General features: G+C 33.5%; 22 protein-coding genes, 1 tRNA gene and 1 pseudogene. 8 read left to right on the forward strand and 16 right to left on the reverse strand.

Features of this window, described 5'->3' with window-relative positions; translation table 11 throughout:
• Window positions 1-242: 242 nt before the first annotated feature.
• Window positions 243-1,385, reverse strand: a complete 1,143-nt coding sequence (locus H8R22_RS10070; RefSeq protein ID WP_099715403.1) for a site-specific integrase — start codon at window positions 1,383-1,385, stop codon at window positions 243-245.
• Window positions 1,382-1,945 (reverse strand): helix-turn-helix domain-containing protein, encoded by a 564-nt coding sequence (locus tag H8R22_RS10075; protein ID WP_225872934.1) that lies wholly within the window; start codon window positions 1,943-1,945, stop codon window positions 1,382-1,384. Before H8R22_RS10075 ends, H8R22_RS10070 begins: the two co-directional genes overlap by 4 nt.
• Before the next feature lie 563 nt (window positions 1,946-2,508).
• Between H8R22_RS10075 and H8R22_RS10080 the strand changes: the two genes are divergently transcribed.
• Window positions 2,509-2,787, forward strand: a complete 279-nt coding sequence (locus H8R22_RS10080; protein ID WP_113637347.1) for a MerR family transcriptional regulator — start codon at window positions 2,509-2,511, stop codon at window positions 2,785-2,787.
• A gap of 348 nt (window positions 2,788-3,135) precedes the next feature.
• Here H8R22_RS10080 and H8R22_RS10085 read toward each other — a convergent pair whose 3' ends face one another.
• The 6 genes and pseudogenes from H8R22_RS10085 to H8R22_RS10110 form a co-directional block, all read right to left on the reverse strand.
• A complete protein-coding gene (locus H8R22_RS10085) occupies window positions 3,136-4,413 on the reverse strand; it encodes a site-specific integrase (RefSeq protein ID WP_225876015.1) in 1,278 nt (425 codons plus the stop codon).
• A gap of 322 nt (window positions 4,414-4,735) precedes the next feature.
• Window positions 4,736-4,820, reverse strand: a tRNA-Tyr gene (locus tag H8R22_RS10090).
• 170 nt (window positions 4,821-4,990) lie between these two features.
• Window positions 4,991-5,380, reverse strand: a pseudogene (locus H8R22_RS10095) (TlpA family protein disulfide reductase); the annotation flags it as partial.
• Between the two features lie 18 nt (window positions 5,381-5,398).
• Entirely contained in the window at window positions 5,399-6,160 is a 762-nt protein-coding gene (locus H8R22_RS10100; RefSeq protein WP_187010259.1) for a DUF4369 domain-containing protein, read from the reverse strand.
• A 541-nt stretch (window positions 6,161-6,701) separates the two neighbouring features.
• Window positions 6,702-7,142, reverse strand: coding sequence for a KTSC domain-containing protein (locus tag H8R22_RS10105; protein ID WP_187010260.1), 441 nt, complete (start codon window positions 7,140-7,142; stop codon window positions 6,702-6,704).
• 161 nt (window positions 7,143-7,303) lie between these two features.
• A complete protein-coding gene (locus H8R22_RS10110) occupies window positions 7,304-7,552 on the reverse strand; it encodes a hypothetical protein (RefSeq protein ID WP_187010261.1) in 249 nt (82 codons plus the stop codon).
• Window positions 7,553-7,639: 87 nt separating this feature from the next.
• Here H8R22_RS10110 and H8R22_RS10115 point away from each other — a divergent pair, with 87 nt between their 5' ends.
• Window positions 7,640-8,185, forward strand: coding sequence for a hypothetical protein (locus H8R22_RS10115; protein WP_187010262.1), 546 nt, complete (start codon window positions 7,640-7,642; stop codon window positions 8,183-8,185).
• Between the two features lie 5 nt (window positions 8,186-8,190).
• On the opposite strand, the gene H8R22_RS10120 is transcribed toward H8R22_RS10115, so the two are convergent.
• The gene (locus tag H8R22_RS10120) at window positions 8,191-8,586 is read right to left on the reverse strand and encodes a response regulator (RefSeq protein ID WP_187010263.1); all 396 of its coding nucleotides are present in this window, start codon (window positions 8,584-8,586) and stop codon (window positions 8,191-8,193) included.
• Window positions 8,583-10,940 carry a sensor histidine kinase gene (locus H8R22_RS10125; RefSeq protein WP_187010264.1) on the reverse strand — a complete coding sequence of 786 codons (2,358 nt, stop codon included), beginning with the start codon at window positions 10,938-10,940 and terminating at the stop codon, window positions 8,583-8,585. The genes H8R22_RS10120 and H8R22_RS10125 overlap by 4 nt, the downstream gene beginning before the upstream one ends.
• Window positions 10,941-11,267: 327 nt before the next feature.
• Here H8R22_RS10125 and H8R22_RS10130 point away from each other — a divergent pair, with 327 nt between their 5' ends.
• The 6 genes from H8R22_RS10130 (at window position 11,268) to H8R22_RS10155 (ending at window position 15,720) form a co-directional block, all read left to right on the forward strand.
• The gene (locus H8R22_RS10130) at window positions 11,268-11,420 is read left to right on the forward strand and encodes a hypothetical protein (protein WP_187010265.1); all 153 of its coding nucleotides are present in this window, start codon (window positions 11,268-11,270) and stop codon (window positions 11,418-11,420) included.
• 16 nt (window positions 11,421-11,436) lie between these two features.
• Window positions 11,437-11,670, forward strand: a complete 234-nt coding sequence (locus tag H8R22_RS10135) for a hypothetical protein (protein WP_187010266.1) — start codon at window positions 11,437-11,439, stop codon at window positions 11,668-11,670.
• 1 nt (window position 11,671) lies between these two features.
• Window positions 11,672-12,049 carry a YchJ family protein gene (locus H8R22_RS10140; protein WP_187010267.1) on the forward strand — a complete coding sequence of 126 codons (378 nt, stop codon included), beginning with the start codon at window positions 11,672-11,674 and terminating at the stop codon, window positions 12,047-12,049.
• Window positions 12,050-12,305: 256 nt separating this feature from the next.
• Window positions 12,306-13,424, forward strand: a complete 1,119-nt coding sequence (locus tag H8R22_RS10145) for a vWA domain-containing protein (protein ID WP_187010268.1) — start codon at window positions 12,306-12,308, stop codon at window positions 13,422-13,424.
• 78 nt (window positions 13,425-13,502) lie between these two features.
• Window positions 13,503-14,966 (forward strand): AAA family ATPase, encoded by a 1,464-nt coding sequence (locus H8R22_RS10150; RefSeq protein ID WP_187010269.1) that lies wholly within the window; start codon window positions 13,503-13,505, stop codon window positions 14,964-14,966.
• A gap of 160 nt (window positions 14,967-15,126) precedes the next feature.
• Window positions 15,127-15,720, forward strand: coding sequence for a 2OG-Fe(II) oxygenase (locus H8R22_RS10155; protein ID WP_187010270.1), 594 nt, complete (start codon window positions 15,127-15,129; stop codon window positions 15,718-15,720).
• Between the two features lie 21 nt (window positions 15,721-15,741).
• Here H8R22_RS10155 and H8R22_RS10160 read toward each other — a convergent pair whose 3' ends face one another.
• The 6 genes from H8R22_RS10160 to H8R22_RS10185 all read right to left on the reverse strand — a co-directional run bounded on the left by H8R22_RS10160 (window position 15,742) and on the right by H8R22_RS10185 (window position 23,437).
• Window positions 15,742-16,449 (reverse strand): DUF4339 domain-containing protein, encoded by a 708-nt coding sequence (locus H8R22_RS10160; RefSeq protein ID WP_187010271.1) that lies wholly within the window; start codon window positions 16,447-16,449, stop codon window positions 15,742-15,744.
• A gap of 80 nt (window positions 16,450-16,529) precedes the next feature.
• Entirely contained in the window at window positions 16,530-17,675 is a 1,146-nt protein-coding gene (locus tag H8R22_RS10165; protein ID WP_187010272.1) for a saccharopine dehydrogenase family protein, read from the reverse strand.
• Window positions 17,676-17,819: 144 nt separating this feature from the next.
• Window positions 17,820-18,380 carry a DUF6642 family protein gene (locus H8R22_RS10170; protein WP_187010273.1) on the reverse strand — a complete coding sequence of 187 codons (561 nt, stop codon included), beginning with the start codon at window positions 18,378-18,380 and terminating at the stop codon, window positions 17,820-17,822.
• Window positions 18,381-19,566: 1,186 nt separating this feature from the next.
• Window positions 19,567-20,901, reverse strand: a complete 1,335-nt coding sequence (locus H8R22_RS10175) for an OprD family outer membrane porin (protein WP_187010274.1) — start codon at window positions 20,899-20,901, stop codon at window positions 19,567-19,569.
• A gap of 200 nt (window positions 20,902-21,101) precedes the next feature.
• The gene (locus H8R22_RS10180; protein WP_187010275.1) at window positions 21,102-22,802 is read right to left on the reverse strand and encodes a bifunctional metallophosphatase/5'-nucleotidase; all 1,701 of its coding nucleotides are present in this window, start codon (window positions 22,800-22,802) and stop codon (window positions 21,102-21,104) included.
• A gap of 209 nt (window positions 22,803-23,011) precedes the next feature.
• Window positions 23,012-23,437, reverse strand: a complete 426-nt coding sequence (locus tag H8R22_RS10185; RefSeq protein ID WP_187010276.1) for a DsrE family protein — start codon at window positions 23,435-23,437, stop codon at window positions 23,012-23,014.
• Window positions 23,438-23,451: the final 14 nt, after the last annotated feature.

Raw genomic sequence — 23,451 nt, forward strand, 5'->3', positions numbered from 1 at the left:
ATGCTACGATACTGCCATTTAAATTTTGAGCACTTTTAAAAATTTTGATAGTTGCGGGAAAAATAAAAAAGCCTGCAAGAAAAAAAATGTAGTCTTTAAATCCTCGCTCGCAGCATTTTGTCCGTTTTTATAAAAAATCTGCAATATAAACCATTTGCCTTCGACTTTAAAGTGGCTTTCAAAGCCACTTTAAAGTAAAAGCTAAGAATTCATTTTCTTTTTTTAACCAGTTTTAAAAAAAATTATTTAAATGAAATTTTATTAGTTGTTTCTCTTTTTTTCTCATCGATGATTTTTGTATATATCTGCGTTGTCTTTATGTTTTTGTGCCCCAGCATTTTCGATACCGTAAAAATGTCGGTACCTGCTGCCATCTGCAATGTTGCATACGTATGACGAAAGCAATGAAATGTAATATGTTTCTCAATTGATGCGTCGTTAACCCATATAGGCAGCAACCGGTCAACATCCCATTTTTTTAAATCATAAAAGACTCTCTTATATTGATCCACTTTTTCACCTAAAAACTCGAATGCTTCGGGGGATATAGGAAGGGTTACTGGTCGATCAGTTTTTTGCTGCTTAAATCTTATGTAATATCCTTCACTTTTACTGTATTGTACTTCTTCCCATGTAAGTTTTGATATATCGGAATAGCGCATGCCTGTGAGCAGAGAAAAAAGACTGACACGTTTTACAATTTCCTTTTTACAAGGGGTTTTAAATAGCCTTACAGCTTCTTCCATGGTTAGAAAATTCCTTTGAGACTCTTGTTCCTTTATGCTTTCAACCGCAGCATTAACATCCGTTTGAAGTAATCCTTTTTTGTAAGCTTTTCGAAGAGTAGCTTTGATCTTATTGAAATAAGTTAAAGCTGTATTCTGAGCTAAAAACTTACCCTTTTTCCTGATACATTTTGCCTTTAAGAGATACTCCCTAAAATCTTCTATAACAGTCACATCGATATCCTGTATCAGTAAATCCTCATTTTTAAGAAAATTTTCAAAGTGGATAATGGCATAAGTCCAGATATCACCGTTATTACCCGTTTTATGCTCTGCAACAAGCTTGAGATACTGCAGAAATGATTTTTCGCCAATCTCTTTAAGACGAAGTTGCTCTAACTCAAAAGGATTGTAGATCTGTGACTTATTTACTTCATTAAACCTATTTGCACAGATAATTTCAGCTTTATAGAGATTCTCAGAATTCATAGTCTTGTCAACATTATTTTTTGGTTTAGGAACGAGGTATAAACTTAAATACTCCCTACGGTAAAGTTTATGAGTCTTAGGATTGTAAACCGGAGGGAAAAAATCAAGATATAGTGTAATCTTACCACTTGGCAGCATCCTTTTTCTTAGCGTAACATTTATATTTTTCATCTTCCCGCAGCATTAAAAATTATATCAATATCCTGTTTGGATACACAGGTGAATTTTCCAACGGAATATTTTACTATACCCTGCCGTTGAATCAATAGATAGAGCGCTCCTGAAGAAATATTATACTTCTGTTGAATTTCCGTTATAGTATAGCAATTGTCAAAACCAGGAAATTGCTGTCCAGTTTTCAAGGTCACATCCTGTATAGGAATTGCAAAAAAAGCTTCAAGATCGCATCTGCGGATAACAGTTCGTTTGCCAAACTTTGCAATGTCCAGCTGTCCATTGTTAACTAACCTGTAAAGCGTACTTCTGCTGATTCCAAAAAGAAGGGTTGCCTGAGTAATTTTTAAAAACTCAAGAGGCTTTATTTTTTCCAAATCTGTGTTTAAAAGCTGAACGATCTCGTTATTGCTTTTTTCTACTTTTCCTTTGCGTACCAGTGATTTATAACCACGGCTGTTGCAAATGTGCGAACAATACCGTGTGCGCGTTGTTCTGGCTGTGAACTGTTTTTTGCAGTGCTCACAAATTCTGATAACCTCAATGTTAGAACTCATAATGTGACTAATTTTGTGTCCCATTGTGTCTATGTGTCTCTCTGTGTGTCATAATTTCGCCAAAAAAAAATCCAACAAGGAAAATTATTTTCGTGGTACAATAATGGTACAAAAAGGAACAAACTATCTGCAAATAAAGCTAAATAAACAGAAAGAAGAATCCCAGTTAAAATGCCGTTTTATGACATTTTAACTGGGATTCTTTGTTTTATTTTGTGATGTTTTGTGAAACCTATTTTCCGATACAGAAAATTGCAAAAAAACTCTCGGCAAAAATTACAAAATACTATCGCTGAAGGTTTTCTTCAACCCGAGGATGATTCGTTTGCTTAAGGCTCGTTTTTGAAAGTATTTTTGAAGTAGCCTTTACTATAGATTAATTGCCAAGAGTTGATGAACAGACAATCATAGCCAAGAATCTCCTTTTAAAGCCGAAGATTGATTATTTCTGTATCATTCTAATAATTTAGTAGTTGTACCGATTAAAAAAAAGAAATCAAAAAAGCAGAATTTATTTTTTGGTAAATGAAAATATGCAACAGTCAAATTTTTAAAAAAATGTTATGGAAGAAATTATAACAAAAGAAGATTTAAGGCAGTTTGGTCTGCAATTATTAGATAAAATGCGCATTATAGTTCAAGAGACCACTCCTACGCAAACGGAATTAGTACAGCCAGAATGGCTCAAAAGTAAGGCTGTCAAAAAGCTGCTGGATATCTCTGCAGGTTCAGTGCAGAATCTCAGAGTGACACAGAAAGTCCGATTTAAAAAAGTTCTGGGCTCGTATTATTACAATAAAGAAGATCTTCAGAAACTTTTTAATGATGAATCAGACAAATAAACCAAGTGAAGACCAAATCATGAACTATTTATCCATTTGTATGGACGATCCAAGGCTTAATGTTTGGCATCTGGCCATTTTAGCGGCAATTCTAAATTTAGGTTACAGGCAGAGACAATGGCAGAGAATCAAAGTTAGTCGTAGTAAAATAATGGCATTGTCGCACATAAATACACTGCCAACATACCATAAATACTTTAAACAGCTTCAAGATTTTGGATATTTCAAGTACAGCCCCTCATACCATCCAGACTATAGGAGTGAAGTTGAATTACATGAAAAAAGGTTATCTCATAACTAGTGAGATAACCTCTTTGTTTTACTATTTATTTTTTTTCCAAATATGAATTAAGATGAGGGTATATTGTATTTTTCCTTAATTGTTTTTATATCTTTTTCTAATCTTGAAAGTACAGCCAGATCTACTTTGGACATCTTAAAGGACGTTTTAGACAGTCTTTTATTGAGCAGTGACATTTCGCGTCCAATGGTTGCCTGTTCTGTAATGGCATAGGCTTCCGTCTGTTTAACAGACGCATGGCCTAGCATTTCTTTAACTACATTAATGGGGACATTATTGTTTAATGTAACTGTACTTCCAAAGGTTCGACGTGCCATATGTGTATTTAATGTGAAGGGAAAACCGCATAGAGTCGCAATCTCTTTAAGATACTCGTTCATTTTCTGGTTGGAAGAAACTGGTAAAACTGTGCCACGCTGTAAGCACAGAGGGTGTTCTTTATATTTTTTAATTATTTTGAGTGCTTGAGGCAATAGTGGGACATTGGTAGGAGAACCCGTTTTTTGTCTTTCAGACATTATCCAAGAATTCCCGTCAATACCATCTTTGATATCGGTTTTTTTTAATTGATATGCGTCGATATAAGCCAATCCCGTGTAACATTGGAATACAAATACATCTCTGACAACATTAAGTCTTTCTGTGGTAAAATAATGCCGTTCCAATTCATACAGTTCTTGTGTGGAAAGAGGTTTCTTAACTATTTTGGTTTTTCGGCTTTTAAAGTTTTTAAAAGGGTCTTTTAGGATGACTTCCTTATCGATTGCACGAATGACAATTTTTTTGAAATTAGCAATGTATTTAAGCGTGGTATTGTTGCTGCAATTTCGAACTGTTCTCAGGTAAAACTCAAAGTCCTTAATAAATTCAAGATTTAGATCTGTAAATTCAATATCATCAGCATTAAATTTAAATCTAATAAATGACCTTAAATGATTTATCGTAATAGTAAAACGATCAAGAGTTCCTTTAGCATATCCTTTTCCCAGTAAGGCAGTCATTTCATCATTATGTTTTTGAAATTCTTCCAGTACTTTAACCCTTGGAGTAACGTTTCCTAATATGTAATCCATGATCTTTTGGGAAGTTATTGGTTTTCCGCTGTACATGATGTCGGTCTTGTATTCATTGATTTTTAAAATCAGTGAATCCAGAAAAAAGTTAAGGGATCTCGCATCTTCTTTGGTGCCGATAGCCCTTTCGGTTTTCTGGTCCCAGCGGGCGCTGTCCCATTTTCGTTTGGTGGATGTTTCCTTAGGGATTCCATCTACAGTTATTCTAAGATAAACTGTTCTAATTTTACTTTCATTGCGGGGGATTTTCAAAAAGAAAACCAACCCAAAGCTGCTCTCTAACATAATTCAACTTTTTAGATTAATAAATGTAGAATTATAGCATCAAAAAAACAAGTCGTTAACCTCGTTAACCTCTGTATTTACTAGTGTTTAAGTGGTATTCTGTGGCACATTTTGTGAACACGGTAATGTGCCACGATTTTGCCATAGAAACTTTGAGCGTTTTTATAAATATTGAAAAGTGCTTTAAAATAAAAAAACCTGCGAATCCTTGGATTTGCAGGTTTTACCACGTTTTTTGCGGGTTTTTGAAAAGATTGAAAAAGTTGCCTTTTTGCTTCTTTTACCCTTTTGGTGGGGAGAGTAGGATTCGAACCTACGAAGACGTAGTCAGCAGATTTACAGTCTGCCCTCGTTGGCCGCTTGAGTATCTCCCCTTGGCCTTTGTTAACAACGTTTGTTGTTGTTAGCGGTGGCAAATATAGGAACAGTTTTCGTTTCTGCAAACAAATTTTGCACTTAATTTTATATTATTTTTTAATGTATTGGTATTGAATAAAATAAAAAAATCTCCACTAGGGAGATTTTTTTATTTGTTATCAAACAACTATTTTTTTGCAAGTAATTCAAGAACTTTAGCTTTTAATTCAGCCCCTCTTAAGTCTCGTGCTACTACCTTTCCTGATGCATCTAAAATAAAAGTAGCAGGTATAGCTTCAACCTTGTATTGTGCAGCAATTGGCTCGTCCCAGAATTTTAAGTTGGAAACTTGATTCCACGTTAAATTATCTTTTGCAATCGCCTCTTTCCATTTGGCTTTGTCCTTATCTAAGGATACACCTATTATGTTAAGACCTTTTGAATGTAGTTCTTTGTAAAGCGCAACCACATTTGGGTTTTCTTGTCTACAAGGAGCGCACCAAGATGCCCAAAAATCTACGATTGTAACTTTTCCTAAGCTTTCCTTTAAGGAAATAACTTTTCCATCAGGATTAGGAGCAGAGAATTCTGTAGTTCAGTTGGCGTCACCGGCAGCAGGAGCAGTGGCTCCAACTGTAGGTGCTTTGATTTCGGCAAGTTTAGTCTTTACGGCTTTACCAGGTTTTGTATTTTTTATTGATTCATCTAAACCATTATAGATCGATTCCATTTTCTTTAAATCAGTAGAAGGATCCATTAATAATCCTTGAACAATTAAAGCTGTGATAAAAGATTTTGGATGGCTTTCAGCATAAGATAAGTATTTTGCTTTTGAAGCTGTTCCTACTTCTTCTTGAATAGAAGTATACTCTTTCATTAATTTATTAATAACTACTGTGTCATTAGTTTGCTGAGCAGTATTCATTGCTTGCATGTTATTTTTTTGAAATGTCATTAGTTTCTTTTGAACTACTTTAATTTCATCATTAAATTTAACATACTCATCATTATTATATGTACCTGAAACTTTTGTGTTTTGAATGCTATCTTTATCTAATACAATTGCGATTTCACCTGTTTCAAGAATGAATGGTACTTTTGAAGCTGCAGCTTCTAATTGGATAGTATAAAAAGCAGGTTCTGTAACCTTACCTTTAATTTCAAATTTACCGTTTTCTACTTTTACAGTGTCAACCGCGACAAAACCCATACCAGATTCATCTTGTTTCTCTAGAATTATTGTTTTACCGTTTTCAACACCTTTTGCTGTTCCAGAAATGATGTATTCATCTTTCCCAACTTTGCTGCAAGAAATTAGAACAACAGCCGCAGAAAGTAATAAAATTATTTTTTTCATTATAAATGAGTTAATTGAGTTAAGTCGCAAAAGTATTTAAAATATTATTGCTTTAATAATTTTAAGACCTAAATTTTTGTTATTATTTGCTTTTTTTTTTGGATTTTTTTATCGAAAACCATGTGCATTTTAGAGATAGATATTGAATACTCTTTAATGGCGTTAATTTAGTACTAATATCTTTGTTTCTATCATAACCATTAATTTCTAGGATGGTCAAAATGGTAGATAAACAGTGGTATAGCAGTTGGTGTGGTAGCAGTCTTAATATCAGCAAGTTGCTTATTTTACTCTCGTTAATACAAAAAACTTTAGCTATAATAAAGCACAATAATTATCCTTTTATTTACAATTTTGTTTTGTATGATTTGAATAATGATGTGTTAGCTCTTTCTAAATTAGATTGATGTTTGGCTTATGAGAACAATGAAACTGTTCAGTTGTAATTATAAATAAACTCCCAAAAGTAAGTAGTAATTCGCTAAATAAATAATGGGTATAAAAAAAGCACTCTGTTAGGAGTGCTTTTGTATTTTTGAATCTAGTCTTGGTTTATTGTTTTTCTCCAAGTAAAAGAATTTAATATGTGTCTTTTAGCAAAACGACCTGGTGAATCAGCATTGACCATTTTGACGTAAGTAGCTTTAGGTACACTAATGTACTCGTATACGCTTCCATTAGAAAAATTTATAATTAATCTACCTTCAACAAATTTATAATCAGTAATTGTTGCAGAGCTAATTGTCTCTGTATATTCAGGTAAATTTTGTTTGATAGTTTCAGGATTGATACTAACTAAAAAGTGGTATGCCTCAATAATTTTCTTACTGTTTTCTTCAGCTGCTTTTAAACCAGCTTCATCGCCTTGAAATTTATCAGGATGTGATTCTTTCATCGCATTTCTGTAAATGGTTTTTAAGTCTTTCAATTCTGCAGTTTTGTCTACGTTCAGCAGTTTGCGGTATTCAACTATTTTTTTCATAAATATGGTAACTACTTGTCTTTTAATATAAACTTAATGTGATTTAAATTTAGAATCGACAATTTTTTGCAAAGGTACACTTTTTTTTAATTTAATACTTTACGACAAATAAAAAATAAGAGAAAAGTATATTTTTTGCTCTAATTATAATCGTAAAAGTATTATTGTTCAGGCTTTAAATTTGCTTTATCGAAATTTTTAGACTTTTTAGGATATTTGTTATGGCTAATATCACTTGGATTTTCAATAATTGATTTGATTGTAATCATGTCACCTACTTTGTGTTTAGTCTGAACCATTTTATAATCTAAAAGGTAGATACCACAAAAAAAGTTATTGTTTTCATCTTTTTCAATGATGCCAGTAAAAATTCCTTTTTGTAACATTCTTTCTTCTGCCGCTTTACTCATACTTGTTTTTGTTATTATAATAAAGTGCAAATATAATCAATTATTTACTCCTTACGGCATTACTATCTTTCTCATTATATTTGCAGCATGGGAAAACAATTTAAGCCACATCCTAATGCATTTAAAAATACTTTTTGCGTTTTTGAGGAGCGACCACTAGTAGCTATCGAAGGGCTAAGAGTTCAGTTCGAAAGTAAGGCAGGTAGTAGTTATTTTTACACTACTGAAGGAATGTTTCGGTTGTCTAATCATTGGGGAAGGTTAGCAAATAGTAAATGGAGATTAATTGCTTCAGAAATCGAAACGGATTCAAAGTTTAAGTTGGGTTTTGCTCCTTGGGATACTTTTTATCCTGACAATACTATTGATAAACTATATTATTTGTCGGCAAATTATGAAAAGCAAACTATAACGTATGAGCATAAAAATAATCCCACTTATGATGGTACTGCTATAGTAAGAACTAGTTTAGAGACTAAAAAGAGAATTAAACAAGCTCGAAATATCCTTGAATTATCGTCTTGGGCAAATTATTTTGAATATACTGACTTAGAGTTACTTCGCAAAAAAATTATAGATGCTCTTATTTTTACCGATCATTCTTTAGAAGATATCAAAAGAGCAAATAGATAATTGAATCATTCCTTGTTTGCAATTAATAGTAAGTCCTCAACGCTAATGGGTTTGGACATATAACCTAGGATGTCGGGGTTGTTTTTGGCTTTTGTTTTATCTTCTATAGCTATGGAGGAGCTCGAAATGTAAATTTGAATGTTGGCAGGTAATTGTTGCTTTAAGATAAGCCATTCACTCATGAAACCCCAGCCGTCTAGAATGGGCATCTCGATATCTAACAAAATTAAATCTGGAAAGGCTAAGTTTTCATTGATGCTATTTACTAATGACGATATAGCATCTTTCCCGTTTTGGAAAGAAGTTACATCTGAAGTTAATCCCGATTTATTGATTACTTTCTTCATTATTATGTGATAAATAGGATCATCATCGATGAGCCATATAATTTTGTTTGTCATATTATAATTATTTTAAAAGTAGTACCTTGGTTTAACTCGCTTTCGATCATAACGGTACCTCCCATGGCTTCAATTTGATTTTTAGTTATGAATAAGCCAATACCTTTGGAATCCTTGTGGTTTGTAAACGTTTTATACATTCCAAATATTTTATTTCCATTTTGTTCTAGATCAATTCCTATACCATTGTCAGTGATTTGTAAAATTTTATTTTCCCCATCTTGTAATAAACTAATGGAAAACATTGGTTTTCGCTCAGGACTGCTATATCGTATTGCATTGGAAAACAAGTTATATAAGATGCTTTCTAAATACGCCGGGTTGTAATTGATTATCGTATTTGCATCGATATTATTTTGTACTATTATTTCTTTTTCTTTGATCTGCTGAGATAGCACTTGCAAAGTGTTTTTGATAATTTCATTTAGATTTAATTTTTCCTGAATAAGACCAACGTTGGTTTGAATATTTACAACTTCATTTAAGTTTAGCATTGTTTCGTTCAAAGAAGTAGACACCGTTTTTAACAACTGAATCATGTGATCTACTTCTTCTTTAGAGTCTGATGTTTCAATTAAATTGATTAGGGAAGTTATATTACTCGTGTGAGAACGTAAATTATGAGAGACGATATAAGAAAAATTAAGCAAGCGCTTATTTTGTTCTGTTACTAAAGAAAGTGATTTATTAAGCTCATATTCAATTTCCTTTGGTTTAGTGATATCAATCATGATTCCTCTCATATTGATAAGTTTACCATTAAAATCCATTCCGAGGTTTACAATATCTCTAAGCCAAATAACATCTCCGTTTTTTGCAATCATTCGATATTCGAAATCATGATCCAATTTTGCTGCAGTTTGAGTTGAGCAGTACTTTAAAACAAATTCACTGTCGTCTGGATGAATGTGTTTTAACCAAAAGTCCTTTGACGAAATCCATTCATCACTAGTATATCCTAAAATAGATTCTACTTTCTTAGATATAAAAGTAAAGTTTACTTCAGCATCTGTTTCCCAAACAATTCCATCGATTGTATTTATTAAAGATTCGATTCTTTTTTGAGAACTAGCAATAAGTGCTTCGTTAGATTTACGAGCCGTGATGTTTTGTGCGAAAGCAATATTACTAATGTGTTTTTTTTCTTCATTCCACAAAGGAGAAACGGTTAAGGCCACCCATACAATCTCACCTTTTTTAGTTAGATACCTTTTCTCTAAACTGTAGCTATCGATAATACCACTATTAACTTTTTTTAGCTGTTTTAAGTCATTTTGTAAATCATCCTGAAAGGTTACTTCTTTAAAAGTCATTCCTTTAAGCTCGTTTTCAGTATAGCCTAAGATAGCACAAAAATGGTTGTTGATCTCGAGAAAGCGTCCTGTTTCAATTTCGACTACAGCTATACCTATTTCTGCTTGTTCAAAAATTGTTTTAAATTGTAGTTCACTCTTGAATAATTTAGTTGCTTGTTGTTTAATGAAAATTTCTAGTTCGGCTGGCTTTTTTACTAAAATATAGGTTAGATACGCAAACCAAAGAGACAGTAATAAACCGAGAAGCCATGGGATAACTAGGGGAGGGAATAGGCTATTTGGATGCTTATCTATAAGATACAATTTCCAATCACCATCAGTAATAATAGTGCTAACAAAATCATTATCAATTAATTCTTTTCTTTGTTTTAAGAAGAAGACTTCTTCATTGGTAAGCGGATCAATTTTAGAAAGTTGAAAATAGTATGCACTACCATTACGTGAATTAATGATTGAGTTTTCTAATAATGTATCTAGTTTCAATATTACAGCTGAGAATCCCCAAAATCGATTGTTATTGTAAACGGGAAGTCGACCTACAATACCTTGTCCACCTTGTATCAATTCTATCGGTCCAGCAAAATACATTTTTCTTTTAAGGATAGAGGCGAGAGCTTCATCTCTTAGTAATTCTGATTTTAAAATATCAAGACCTATTGCTTTTTCATTTCCTTTCAGAGGATAGGTATACTTTATAATACCGTCAGGAACTAATTGAACTGCTACTATATCATTGTTAGAGGCTAATAATTGTGCTCCGATAGTTTCAAAGTCACGAGGAACACCGTTATCATCAATAGTTAATGCAAGTGAAAGTGTAGTAGTGTAACAGTTCTTTAGCGTTTGTTCAATGTTTTCTTGAATCGCATTAAGATCAGTATTCATTATATTTCGCTTGGTTTCCTTAGCGAATTCATATCGCTGTACAAGGATGTACAAAGTAATAATTTGTAATACAACAAAAACGATGTAAGCAGTCGTTTTGGGTTTCACCGAAAGCCATCTACTAAGTTTTTTCCAACTAATTTGAGTTCTCATTTACTTACAATTCATTTTTACACTCTAGTGGCAACATTGATTTAATAAAGTATGATGTATACTATTATAAGTAAACCTTTTATATTTATTGATTCTTGGTAATAATTTTAATATCAGCTAATATTTGATAACGAAAATAAACTTTTAATTACTATTTAACAAGTTTTTACTATGTTTTTATTGTTTGGTTTGATGTAATAAATTTAAAATTTTGGACAATATCAAATGGACGATGTTACCATTAAATAATAAATGCCGAACTTTGCTTTTTTAAAATTTATCGGCATCACTATGCTTACATTAAGATAAAAACAAATACTACGTTTCATGGGAAGAAATAACGACAGAAATATCAAGATTCACAACGACAAATTACACAAAGCACAGGATAAAGCAAAGCAGGCTGAAAGAATCCGTAAGGAAAAATTGAAACAGATTGTGAAGCAATTTAATGAGAATACTAATTCTGAAGAGAAATAACAGCAAAACACTAATCATGAAAGACGATAACTATTTGTTACTTAAAAATAACGTTCAAGAAATTATTGATTTAATCGCCGCTAAAAATGCCACGGAAGCTACTAATAGATTAGTTGAAGTTAGTGATAAATTAGATGAAATACTTGACCATTCTGATGACGATGACGATCTAAGAGAACTTAGTAAATACCAAGTTTTGTTAAATCAATTGCATCAAAAAATAATTGCTTTGAACGGGCAAGCACAATAATATGACTACAAATTGCTTTTGTGGGGCATCTACTCCCTTCGATTTATGTTGCGAACCTTTTATTAGTGGTAAGAATAATGCCCCCACTGCCGAAAAGTTGATGCGTTCGCGTTATAGCGCTTTTGCTACACATCATGCAGCTTATTTAGTTGCTACTACCCACAAATCAGAGCGAACTTCTACTCTAAAGGAAGAGGTGTTACAATGGGCGATTGCTAACCAATGGCAAAAATTAGAAATAGTACAAGCAACTGCAACCACTGTTACTTTCAAGGCCTATTATATGGATTTTAATAGACAGCCACAAATTCACCACGAGTTATCTACTTTTGTTCAAGAAGATGGATTGTGGTATTATGTAGATGGTTCTTTTTTCTGATTTTATTGTTTCTAAATTCTTAGTTTGAATTTCCATAATTATGTTGCGTGAGTGATAGTAGCGGAAATCCCGTGCTTTTTTTTAGCACGGATTGAGAGTGTATAGCACGACCTCGTTTAGCATTAATTTCGTTCTGGAATAAAAATGATGTAAAACGAGGGCACGCCCAAATTATAGATTTTAAAGTAACTTGTTTTAACTAAAAATTAATAATCGTTTTTTGAGAACCGTTTTAAAAAGGTGTAATTTTATCTGTATGAAAAATGATATTAAAAAAGGATTCTATTTTAAGCAATATGAGGCTCCCTTTCAGTCTCCTTTTGATCGACTCTTTGGAATATTCAAGGAGCTAATTACCCATACTTCAGGGGATTTTGACGAAGCAATTGATTGGTTACGTGAACTAGACAAGGAATATAAATTGACCGATTCCAGCTATACTATCGAAGACTTTATCGAAGATTTAAAGAAAAAAGGATATATCAAGGATGAAGTAAGAGAGGACGGAAGTGGCGGTCTAGGAATAACTGCCAAAACAGAAAGAGCGATACGCCAAACTGCCTTAGATCAAATTTTTGGAAATTTAAAACGATCAGGAACTGGTAGCCACAAAACGAAACATGCGGGTAACGGAGATGAGCATACAGGAGAATTTAGGGAATTTCATTTTGGTGATGGACTAGAACGTATTTCCTTGACGGAGAGTTTACGAAACGCACAAATCAATAATGGAGTATCTGATTTTATGTTGACCGAGAATGATTTGGTTGTCGAAGATACGCAATACAAGGCACAAATGAGCACCGTGTTAATGATTGACATTAGCCACAGTATGATTTTGTATGGAGAAGACCGCATCACTCCTGCTAAGAAAGTGGCAATGGCGCTTGCAGAACTCATCACGACTCGCTACCCCAAAGATACGCTTGATATCTTAGTTTTTGGAAATGATGCATGGCCCATTGCCATCAAAGATTTACCCTATTTAAAAGTAGGGCCTTTTCATACTAATACTGTAGCAGGACTACAACTGGCCATGGATTTGTTACGAAGAAAGCGAAATACGAATAAGCAAATTTTCATGATAACCGATGGGAAGCCAAGTTGTGTTAAGGAAAAAGACGGTTCGTACTACATGAACAGTAATGGACTAGACGACTATATTGTGGATAAATGCTACACCCAAGCGCAGCAGGCTAGAAAATTACATATTCCTATCACTACATTTATGATTGCGAATGATCCCTATTTGCAAAAATTTGTCAATAAATTCACCGAGGCCAATCAAGGCAAAGCCTTCTACACTGGATTAAAAGGCTTAGGCGAAATGATTTTTGAAGATTATGAAACCAATCGTAAAAAAAGAATCAAGTAATAAAGTGCAACTCTTAAATATTAAAGTTAGCGAGCAACAGTCAATACTGATTTAGCTCGAAACTACTAAAACAAAAAGATGAAAATAGAAAACATAAAAACATTAGGCGAATTAAAAGCGGCAGGTTACCAATCTAAAAGTATTAAAGAAGAATTACGTTCAAATTTACGCGATAAAATTAAATCAGGTAAACCCACATTTGAAGGGGTACATGGTTTTGAAAACACAGTAATTCCAGAACTGGAACGTGCAATATTATCACGTCATAATATTAACCTATTGGGATTACGTGGTCAAGCCAAAACGAGACTAGCGCGTAAAATGGTCGATTTACTGGACGAATACATACCTTTTGTAACAGGATCAGAAATTAATGACGATCCTTTTAATCCGATCTCTCGATTTGCAAAAGACACGATTGAAAGCCAAGGTGATGTAACTCCTATATCTTGGTTGCATCGTTCGGATCGCTTTTTTGAAAAGTTAGCGACTCCAGATGTAACCGTAGCCGATTTGATAGGAGATATTGATCCTATTAAAGCGGCAAACTTAAAGTTATCCTACGCTGACGACCGTGTTATTCACTTTGGGATGATACCGCGAGCCAATCGCTCGATCTTTGTAATCAATGAACTTCCTGATTTACAAGCAAGAATTCAAGTAGCCTTGTTTAATATTTTGCAAGAAGGTGATATCCAAATTCGTGGATTTAAATTACGCATGCCTTTAGACATGCAATTTGTATTTACGGCAAATCCTGAGGATTATACCAATCGTGGTAGTATTGTGACTCCATTGAAGGATCGAATTGGATCTCAAATTCTGACGCATTATCCAGAGACGATAGCTGTTGCTAGAACCATTACCTCGCAAGAAGCAAAATTAGATCCTGACCAAAGTGATACAGTTTATGTGCCATCACTTGCCAAAGATTTAGTAGAGCAAATAAGTTTTGAGGCACGTGATAGCGAGTATATTGATAATAAAAGTGGTGTGAGTGCTCGTATGAGTATTACCGCTTATGAAAATTTATTGAGTACTGCAGAACGTCGTGCTTTAAAAGCAGGAGTAGACAAAACAACGGTTCGCTTATCTGACTTTATGGGAATTATACCTGCAATTACAGGTAAAGTGGAGTTGGTTTACGAAGGAGAGCAGGAGGGAGCTGCATTTGTGGCGCAAAATCTAATTGGATCTGCAATTCATACGTTTTTTCCAGGTTATTTTCCAAAAATTGAAAAATTAGAAAAGCCAAATGAAAAAACAGCTTACTCAGATTTAATCGAATGGTTTTTTGCAGAAAGTGGTTTTGAATTATTAGATGATAGCTCTGATGAAGAATACGAGCGCATTATAGGAGCCATTGTTCCTCTCGAAATTTTAATCAAAAAATACCAACCTGAATTGCCTAAAGAAGATAAGTTCTTTATGAAAGAATTTATTTTATGGGCATTAGTAGAGTACAATAAACTAAGTAAAGACAGAATAGCCGAAGGATACCAATTTAAGGATATTTACGGTAGTTATATAAGTAAATTGTAACCGTTTAAAATTTCTTTTTTAAAAGGATTCAGATTCATTTCTGAATCCTTTTTTTATTAAAATCAAGTAGCACGTATAAGTTTAGTTCTTAAATTGTTATTTCTATTTTTTTTTAATTTACCTTGCCTTGTTGGCATCACTTTAGGTCAACGTAATTCCCATGGAAAACAGCTTTGAAGCTTTGATTGCCTCTTATATAGAGAATAGAGTAGGTGTTTGTGAACATTTTTTAAGCGACAAGTTAGCTAATAATTTAAAGAAAAATTTAATAGCCCTTAAAAAGCAAGATTTATTAGTAGAAGCCGGAACAGGTAACTCTAATGTTATTGCTTACGATAGCGCAGTGAGAAGCGATTCAATTTATTGGTTAGATAAAAAACACAATAATGAGTTCGAAAATGAATTTTTTATTCAAATTGAAGCTTTTATTGCTTATCTAAACGAGAGTTGTTATACCGGAATCACAGGCTATGAATTTCATTATTCGTTGTATGAAGAAGGTGATTTTTACCTACAGCATTTAGATCAATTTCAAAGTAATTCGAGCAGAAAATATTCGATGATTAGTTATTTAAATGAGAATTGGAAACCGGAACATGGTGGAGAGTTACTTATTCATCAAATAGATAATAACCAGCTGATTACACCTATACAGGGGAAAACCGTTTTTTTTAAAAGTGATGAATTGCTACACGAAGTATTAGTAACTCAAGCTACTAGAATGAGTATCACCGGCTGGTTAAAATCGGACTAATATTTTATAAAACTCTTATTATTAGTTAATAGTTTCTAATTGCAAGTACAGTCTATTCAATTCATTTTCTAAGATATCAATCTCTTTTTTCAAAGTCCTTATAGCATTTTGAGAGGAATTAATTTGCTCAGATTTATCCTCCTCAGATCGTAATATTTTGAACTTTTTGGTAGCAATCAAATCAGCATCCGCTTCATCGAGTAGATTCTTTTTATCAATTAGCAAGGCTTTGACTTCAACTAATCGATTGTTAATCGAATCTTTTCGGTATTTGTTGGTGTTTTCTGATGCAATTCTTTTTGCTATTTCTTCTTGTATGAGTTCCTCAGAAGAAATTTTTCGTTCTAGTTTAGCTCTCTCGTTGTTTAATTCTGTTGTTCTGTTTCTTTCATCTAATTCTGCTTTCTTTGTACTTCGAAGCACATTAAGAACAATAACAAAAATTAAACCAACCACCAATAACAAAATCAACAAGAAATGACTTTTTTTTAATCCTAAAATGGTAGTGGGTTTTTTAGCTGTTGGTTTGCTAATTCGTTGACTAGCTTGTATTGGAGGTGGTACTACTTTAAAAAGGAATGCCAGCTCCTCAATTTCACCAGCATATTTCCATTCATCCATTCCATTGTACCATACTAAAGTAGCAGTGCTAATGTCCTGAAGTTTCAATTCTTCAATTGTAAACGGACCGCCATTTTCGTTTCCGTTATTAATATAGTAGGTTTTCATTCGCTTTGCTGTTACACTAAAATTTTATAGTGTAAAATTACAACAAAAATATATTTTTTAACAGCTTACATGATTTCGTTTTAGATAGTTTTACCGTAAACTCTCGTTATGAAATTTCCATTCAAAAATAGAGAGGTATCGATTTGGCTCTGTAAAATGACTCCATTTAAATTGCCCTCTAATAACAGTTGTGCTGCTTGCGCTAAAGGAGCTGCTGTTGTTACTTGAATAGCTCGCAAGGTATGGCTGCCCACTTTTTGTGGTAAAATTGTTTTAGCAATTTCATTTCGCCTTAAAACTCCTGTGTGGTCTTTGCCTTCAACAGCAGCGTAAAGTACAATTTGGTCCTCTTCCATCTGTGGAATGCATTCTTGCATTTTTTGCTGCAATTCCTTACTATTTGCCGTTTTGCCAGATGTATTTTGTATTTGTTGATCTATCCAATCATAATGTCCAGGAAAACGTAATGTTTTATAATCTAAGTGTTTTACTTTTCCGGCCAAGGCATAAGGCAAATCGGCAGCGCCACCAGAAGTTAGATCTTCTTCATACGTCAAACCATCAATTATTATAGTTGCTCTTTCTGATAAGGAGGGAAGTATAGTTGTAATGAAATCCCGAATGACAATAGTTTCCTCTACATACTCAGTTGCAACACCAATAGGGCTCCAAGTAAAACCATAAAAATGAGGTGCTACTGCATTTTTAGTTAAGGCACCTACTTTAAATTCTAAAGTTTGAACTTCCTTAACTCTATAATTTAAGCAAAACTTTTGAAAGAGTTCGTGGGCTACTAAATTGATATAACCGGGAGCTAATCCGGTTTGTAATAGAAAACCTGTAGTTGCATTTTTAGCTATAGTAATGATTTCGTTTGTTTCAGCTACATATTCAGTTAGGTTAACGTAATGTAGATTGTATTTTTTTGCAAAATATGCAATTCTTGGGGCAGCATTTCCAGGTAAACAATCTAAGATGATAGCACCTTTTTCAAAAACAGCAATCATTTCATCTGTTTCAATAGTTTCATTAATTTTAAAATCAATGACGGTACATGGTTTACTGCAGCCTTCTTTTACCCACTTAGCTACTTTATTCGCTTTTAGGGGATTTCTATCCCCAATAAAAAGGGTAGGTGTGACCGTACTCCATTCCCCTAGAATTAAGGCAACTGCTTCAGCAATTCCGCCAGCTCCGGCAATTATGATATTGAAATGTTTTTCCATTTACTAAAGTTAATCATTTTTAGGTAAACAGCTGATTTGTATGTCTTTATTTTTAAAGTAAGTAATTATAATTGCCAATTGATTTACTCAAGTTTCGTGAAGTATTTAGAGTAGACAAATAACTATTGATTGAGTTTAGAAATTTTAATAATACAATCTAAAATCGAGTAACTTGCATAAAGCATAATGCTTTTGATGTAATTCTTCGACAATCGCTACAAGGTCATCATCCTCTTCGCATAAACTAAAAAATGCCTTGTCCAAATGTATACTACTCAAAGTTTGCAAGGATTCGCCATAACCAGAGATCGCTTTGGCATTAGTCACATCAATAAAATATTGTGCTTCCTCTTGGCTTAAATCCAATACTTTTTTGTTCGAAAAATGAACAATTTTACCTCTTAGTTTGCCTTCAAATAATTCGGCTATTTCTTCTAAACTATAGTAATAATCATGTAGGCAAATGTTATTTTCTTGACCAGGCATAACTAAATAAATAATGACATAATCTTTAAAACTATGATCATCATATAGCAAGGCACCCAGACCTTCCTCGAGCCCCTCGATTGTGTCACAATTTTTATAAATACTTGCAATATTGTGTTCTATGGCAAGCTTCTCTAAATTTTTAACAGTTTCGGTTGCAGTGGTAACCTCTATATCAGGAACTCCTTCTAGACAGAAAATAAAATTTTCTTCTTCCATTCAATTGTATTTTTCTCTTTGGTTTAGATAAACAAAAATAAAATATTTTGGTGAGAACGGACCTTTAACGAACTAAAGAAGTATGTTAAATTATTGAACCAAATAATTAGAGGCTTGAAGTTGTATTAATTAAAGTAACGGATGATCTTTACTTTTAAAAGTTAATTGAAAAAGTCATTTAAAGTTCTGTTAGATGAAACTATTCTTGGTTCAACTTAAGAGTTTTGTTTTCTGTTTCCATAACAGTTCTGCTATTACTGGTGGTCCTAATCTAAATATGGTTCGAACTAACAATCAACAATATAGTAATGTATTCTTCGCAGGCATGGAAATGGCCGTAACGACAAAGGCACTCTTCCCAGAGTGCCTTATCGTCTATGATTTCTATTAACCATTCAATTCTTAAAAAACTTATATGAAATAAAACTGACAAATGGTTTTGCACAATCTATTTTGAAACAAAAGATAATAGTACCAGCTTCAAAACCTGCATTTCATTAGTTAATTGAAATCAATACTTAAATGTACAAATAAATTACGAATAAAACAATTTAACACTACTATTAGTCTATTTATTATGCAAAATTTAACACTTATAGCATGTTAATCATAAAATAGGTAAAATTTTCATCCTTTGATTACTTTTAGTAGCTGTGATTCAACAATTACCATTGCTATCCGATTCACCTAATGGCTGCCGGTACAACTGATCGATTTACATCTAATTTACTTTAGGACTATAATCACTCTCAAGACACAATATTAAGAATTATCAATTCGGTGTTTGATTATTTGTTAAAGCCTATTTATTTTCAACGTTTTTTAAAATCTATCTAGTACTTTTTTTAGCTTACGCTAATGAAAAACTCAAGATAATGAACCCAAGTTTTTCAGTCAAAATTGAAGGATACCTATATGATTTCAATGTAAATGATATTCATTTTGCAAAAAGTTGTGGAAATTACCTCAAAATTTTTTATTCAAAAAAGTATTTCTTTCCTCAGTAACTTCTAATGAACTGTAAGAAAGTCTTTTTTTTGAACTTTTCATGGCGGTTCATCAATCTTGCATAGAAGCAAGTGATAGAATTAAGAATACGGTTATTATCACAATCGAAAAAAATTAGATGGGCATTACTTACATAAGGGCATTGACAGAGTTATTAAACTTAAAATTGCATTAACAATCAAAAATTGAAATTGAGTATAAAGTTGATATTACTCATGTTGGTTTTATTGAAAACATAATTTTTACTCCCGTAGGTCTCCCCTAAATTGAACTTGTGCACGTACAATATTTGTGCGTCAAAACCTTTTAAAATTCCTTGAAATTGGTAGCGAACATCTGCATTAGTCTGTATATAAGCAGGTAATGCGTATTTATTTAATGTAGCGTTTTTTACATCAGGTAAATCAAAATAACCCACTGCCAGATGCGATTTGAATATCTTTTTTGGATTCGTATATTCTATTTTGGTCATTACCGCATGTACATCTCCAAGACCTTCATTTCGTTCTCTGGCCATAAAGGTGTAAAACGGGTCTCGACCCCATTCTCGAGGCATTAAATACCTTCCTTTGGCTGTTATTCGGTTGTAATTTAAAGTTATTTCTATTTTTTTATTTTGCCAACCTAATCTTCCTCCAAAAGTTTGAGAATTTCCATTTTTTTCAAAATAGGTTTTGCTAGGATCTTCATTCCCGCCAAAATTCAAGGCGTTTTGATAAATCGTCTGAAAACCAAAAAGTAGCTTTGAGTTTGAATTTAAGTCGTATTTATAGTCCATTTGGAACAATGCCGAATTGAATATATTCTCAGCATATTGGTTCCATAAAAGTGTTTTTAAATTCTTTATGGATTCATTTTGCACACCTACAATATAAATTCCGTCACTGTCTAAATTCCCTGCATAACCGGATTTTGTTCCGTCAGGATTCACGCCAGTAGGATAGATACCTATTGATTCTCCAACCCTAAAATATTTCATGGTACTTCGTGGCGAAATTCCGTATAGGTAACCCACATTAATTTTAGTTTTTTTGAGTTCATTAAAATCGATCCAAATTCCATCCACTTCTGTGGGGCGCATTCTGCCGTCTTGTAAGTTTATAAACGAGGTGTTCAATAGCTGCTTTCCTATTGTTATGTCTGAATTTTTGAAGTTGTATTTGATATATAATTCTTCTAAGCGACTTAAATTGTTCTTGTTTGTTGGGTTTTGGAGATCAAAAAGCCCCACTTCATACCTATTGGAAGAATTTGTTATTGGATCCTTTTCTGATAAATCCGATGATCCAACATTATGAATGTAATATCCACTGACACCAAATTGAAAATTATGAAATTTAGCTGTTTCAAATTTCACGCCACCGCCCAGTGCATTAGCATAATAATCAGATAGACCACTTTCATTATCGGTAGCCATGAAGAAGTAGCGGAAATGGCCGCTAAAGTTTCCGTTCTTAAAAACACTCAAAATCGATGTGGAATCAATTTTTTCATCACTTTTTTCTTTCCACATCTTTGGCTTTTCTGAGATTTCCTGATGTTGGGCCACCGAATGTATACCTAAGAGGAGAAAAAAGGTTAAAATTATTTTAGATAAAAAATAGTTCATTTACAAGTCTTTAATTCTTGACAAAAATAAGCCCAACAGTACTAAAATTAAGTAACATTTATCACAGTTGGGCAAATAATATCATAAATTAAATAGGCAGAATACTATCTAAAAGTATAATCAACTCCACTGACTTGGGTTAGTAGTGTTTCTGGAGCATCTAGAATTATAGCGTTTTTTTGCGGTGTAGGGGTAACGGGAGAATTTTTCTTTAAGTATTCTTTCAACACAGAATGCAAAGTTGATGTCGTGTTTTTAGGATCTATAACTCCTTTCATTCTACAAAGCATGTCCTCAGGATCGCCGTCACGTTCACAGGCCATTATCGAATACATTTTTTCAGGATCTATCGGCACATTTTTTACGGTAATACTTTGTACTCTTGTTCCCATTTCTGCAAAAGCGTTGAATTGCACTTCCATTCCTTTGAACTTTACGACCCAGCCCCCAAAACGTTTTGAGGCGTCTGTAGCAAAAACATTGTTTAATTCTTTCTCTAACCAGTTTATCAATTGTTTCCCGCTAACTTTAGCGGTTCGTACGGTACTGTCTACAGGTAGCATATCAAAAACGAATCCGTTCGTGATTGGTATATTTCCAGTTTCGTCTGGGGTGGTTTTCGGTGGGCAAAAGCGGAATCCGTTTGAAAGGTTGATGTCAATTTCTGGAAATTTCCAGTGTAGGGCACTCAATATCATCGTATCAATGGGGTTTTCCACCACAAAATAACGGTACAAAGGAATCGTGCTATACCCAACAACGGTATTAATTTGCTCTTGATAAACACTTTCTTTTTCCTTCAGTAAATTTGCAATTTTAGGATCGGGTTTTATTTTTGGCGAAGCCACTTCTATTAATTCATAGCTATCGCTTATCACTTTCCCATCAAGAATGGTCAAATCAAGTTTTCCTATAAAAGAACCAAATGCACCTGGCTCTACCACTTTTGAATACTTACAAACAATAGGTTTACGTACTCTTTCATGCGTATCACCGCCTAAGATATAATTTACACCTTCACATTCGGGTTTATTTGCCAAAGCTATCTGCTGCGACAAACCGAGATGCGCAATTATAATGACATAGCTGCACTGCTCTTGATTTCTAAGCACATCGACGTAATGGGGCAGATTGTCTTCAGGTGGGGTATAAATGATTCCTTTACTGTAATTTGGACTTTGTCTTATGGGAACCAGAGGATCCGTGTATCCTAAAAAACCGATTTTTGCGCCTGCTACATGCCAAATATCATAGGGTTGAAAAATAAGTTCCCCACGTTTCCCTTCGCCTAAATCGTGGTACATATTGGTACAGATTTTTGGTGCATCAAGTGAACCTAATAGTGTTTGCATTCTTTTTTTTCCGTAAATCACTTCCCAATTTCCAGGTAAGTACAAGTCATAACTTAATGCATTTAAAATGGGTACAAAAGCGGCCCCAGTGGTTTCCACGCTCAATTCGCTTCCTTGAAACATATCACCGGTATCGATGGTATAGGTATTTGGGTTTTTCTTTTTCAACTCTTTCAGCAGGGTTGCTATATAGGCATAACCCCCGGTTTTTCGAAACACCGCTTTTTCATTTTCCCAAAACAACTCGTCATGGGGATGGATTTGGCAATGAACGTCAGTGGTCTGAAGTATCGAAATGGTTTGAGGTTTGCTAGTGTCAATATCTTTTGCTAGATCAGATTCTCCAGTTAGTTTTGTATTTGGAAGAGCAGAAAGGGGTGAAATAATCGCCGCTCCCAGACTCAGTGTTCCCACTGATTTCAAGAAATTTCTTCGATTGTTATTTGATTCCATTTTATTTATTTAAAAGGATTAATATTAAATCTATATTTTGTACGAAATACCTAGTATTTACGTATAATCTCTTCAAATGGGAAAACTTCACTTACTAGTACAAAATACTATACTAATTTGCAACAAAATAGAAGCGTCCCTTTTGATTACGCTGATATTAGTTACAATACCAAAGATCATTGAGTAAGTAAATCTCTAATGAGAACTATCTAAAAGCCTCCTTTTATATAACTCCAGCCTTGTTCTTGTTTCTCAACAACTTCGGCAATGCCGGCGGGAACAAATTCCACCTCAGACATAAGTTGCTCCTTGGTTATTTTTCGACTTTTCATTGTGTTTTCACAAACTACAAAACGAACCCCCTTTGCATGAAGCGCTTTAATAGCTGCGATATGTTTTGATTTTGTAAGCATCAAATACTCTAATCCCATATTGTAAACCACAACTTCGTATTTTGCTTTTGGCCAGTGAGCAGTCAAATTATTCAGCTGGTTAGTAAATGCTTTCTGTTGTATTGTATCATTGGCATTGGTAAACTGAAACACTAATTTGTGTTTATCCTGTCTTTTTTGGGCAAATGTGCCAATAGAAAAGAGGCTAAACATCAGAACAAATAAAATCGTTATATTTTTCATAATTGATGATTTAA

The organism is Flavobacterium kayseriense (genome assembly GCF_014305095.1).
GTDB classification, from domain to species: Bacteria; Bacteroidota; Bacteroidia; order Flavobacteriales; family Flavobacteriaceae; genus Flavobacterium; species Flavobacterium kayseriense.

Bases quoted from the DNA above. Each gene is read 5' to 3' on its own strand.
- H8R22_RS10160 (WP_187010271.1), bottom strand. From the start codon at position 16,449: ATGAAAACCTACTATATTAATAACGGAAACGAAAATGGCGGTCCGTTT.
- H8R22_RS10125 (WP_187010264.1), bottom strand. From the start codon at position 10,940: ATGAGAACTCAAATTAGTTGGAAAAAACTTAGTAGATGGCTTTCGGTG.
- H8R22_RS10185 (WP_187010276.1), bottom strand. From the start codon at position 23,437: ATGAAAAATATAACGATTTTATTTGTTCTGATGTTTAGCCTCTTTTCT.
- H8R22_RS10120 (WP_187010263.1), bottom strand. From the start codon at position 8,586: ATGACAAACAAAATTATATGGCTCATCGATGATGATCCTATTTATCAC.
- H8R22_RS10155 (WP_187010270.1), top strand. From the start codon at position 15,127: ATGGAAAACAGCTTTGAAGCTTTGATTGCCTCTTATATAGAGAATAGA.
- H8R22_RS10150 (WP_187010269.1), top strand. From the start codon at position 13,503: ATGAAAATAGAAAACATAAAAACATTAGGCGAATTAAAAGCGGCAGGT.
- H8R22_RS10075 (WP_225872934.1), bottom strand. From the start codon at position 1,945: ATGAGTTCTAACATTGAGGTTATCAGAATTTGTGAGCACTGCAAAAAA.
- H8R22_RS10175 (WP_187010274.1), bottom strand. From the start codon at position 20,901: ATGTGGAAAGAAAAAAGTGATGAAAAAATTGATTCCACATCGATTTTG.
- H8R22_RS10130 (WP_187010265.1), top strand. From the start codon at position 11,268: ATGGGAAGAAATAACGACAGAAATATCAAGATTCACAACGACAAATTA.
- H8R22_RS10135 (WP_187010266.1), top strand. From the start codon at position 11,437: ATGAAAGACGATAACTATTTGTTACTTAAAAATAACGTTCAAGAAATT.
- H8R22_RS10100 (WP_187010259.1), bottom strand. From the start codon at position 6,160: ATGAAAAAAATAATTTTATTACTTTCTGCGGCTGTTGTTCTAATTTCT.
- H8R22_RS10115 (WP_187010262.1), top strand. From the start codon at position 7,640: ATGGGAAAACAATTTAAGCCACATCCTAATGCATTTAAAAATACTTTT.
- H8R22_RS10165 (WP_187010272.1), bottom strand. From the start codon at position 17,675: ATGGAAAAACATTTCAATATCATAATTGCCGGAGCTGGCGGAATTGCT.
- H8R22_RS10180 (WP_187010275.1), bottom strand. From the start codon at position 22,802: ATGGAATCAAATAACAATCGAAGAAATTTCTTGAAATCAGTGGGAACA.
- H8R22_RS10170 (WP_187010273.1), bottom strand. From the start codon at position 18,380: ATGGAAGAAGAAAATTTTATTTTCTGTCTAGAAGGAGTTCCTGATATA.
- H8R22_RS10145 (WP_187010268.1), top strand. From the start codon at position 12,306: ATGAAAAATGATATTAAAAAAGGATTCTATTTTAAGCAATATGAGGCT.
- H8R22_RS10110 (WP_187010261.1), bottom strand. From the start codon at position 7,552: ATGAGTAAAGCGGCAGAAGAAAGAATGTTACAAAAAGGAATTTTTACT.
- H8R22_RS10070 (WP_099715403.1), bottom strand. From the start codon at position 1,385: ATGAAAAATATAAATGTTACGCTAAGAAAAAGGATGCTGCCAAGTGGT.
- H8R22_RS10105 (WP_187010260.1), bottom strand. From the start codon at position 7,142: ATGAAAAAAATAGTTGAATACCGCAAACTGCTGAACGTAGACAAAACT.
- H8R22_RS10080 (WP_113637347.1), top strand. From the start codon at position 2,509: ATGGAAGAAATTATAACAAAAGAAGATTTAAGGCAGTTTGGTCTGCAA.
- H8R22_RS10140 (WP_187010267.1), top strand. From the start codon at position 11,672: ATGACTACAAATTGCTTTTGTGGGGCATCTACTCCCTTCGATTTATGT.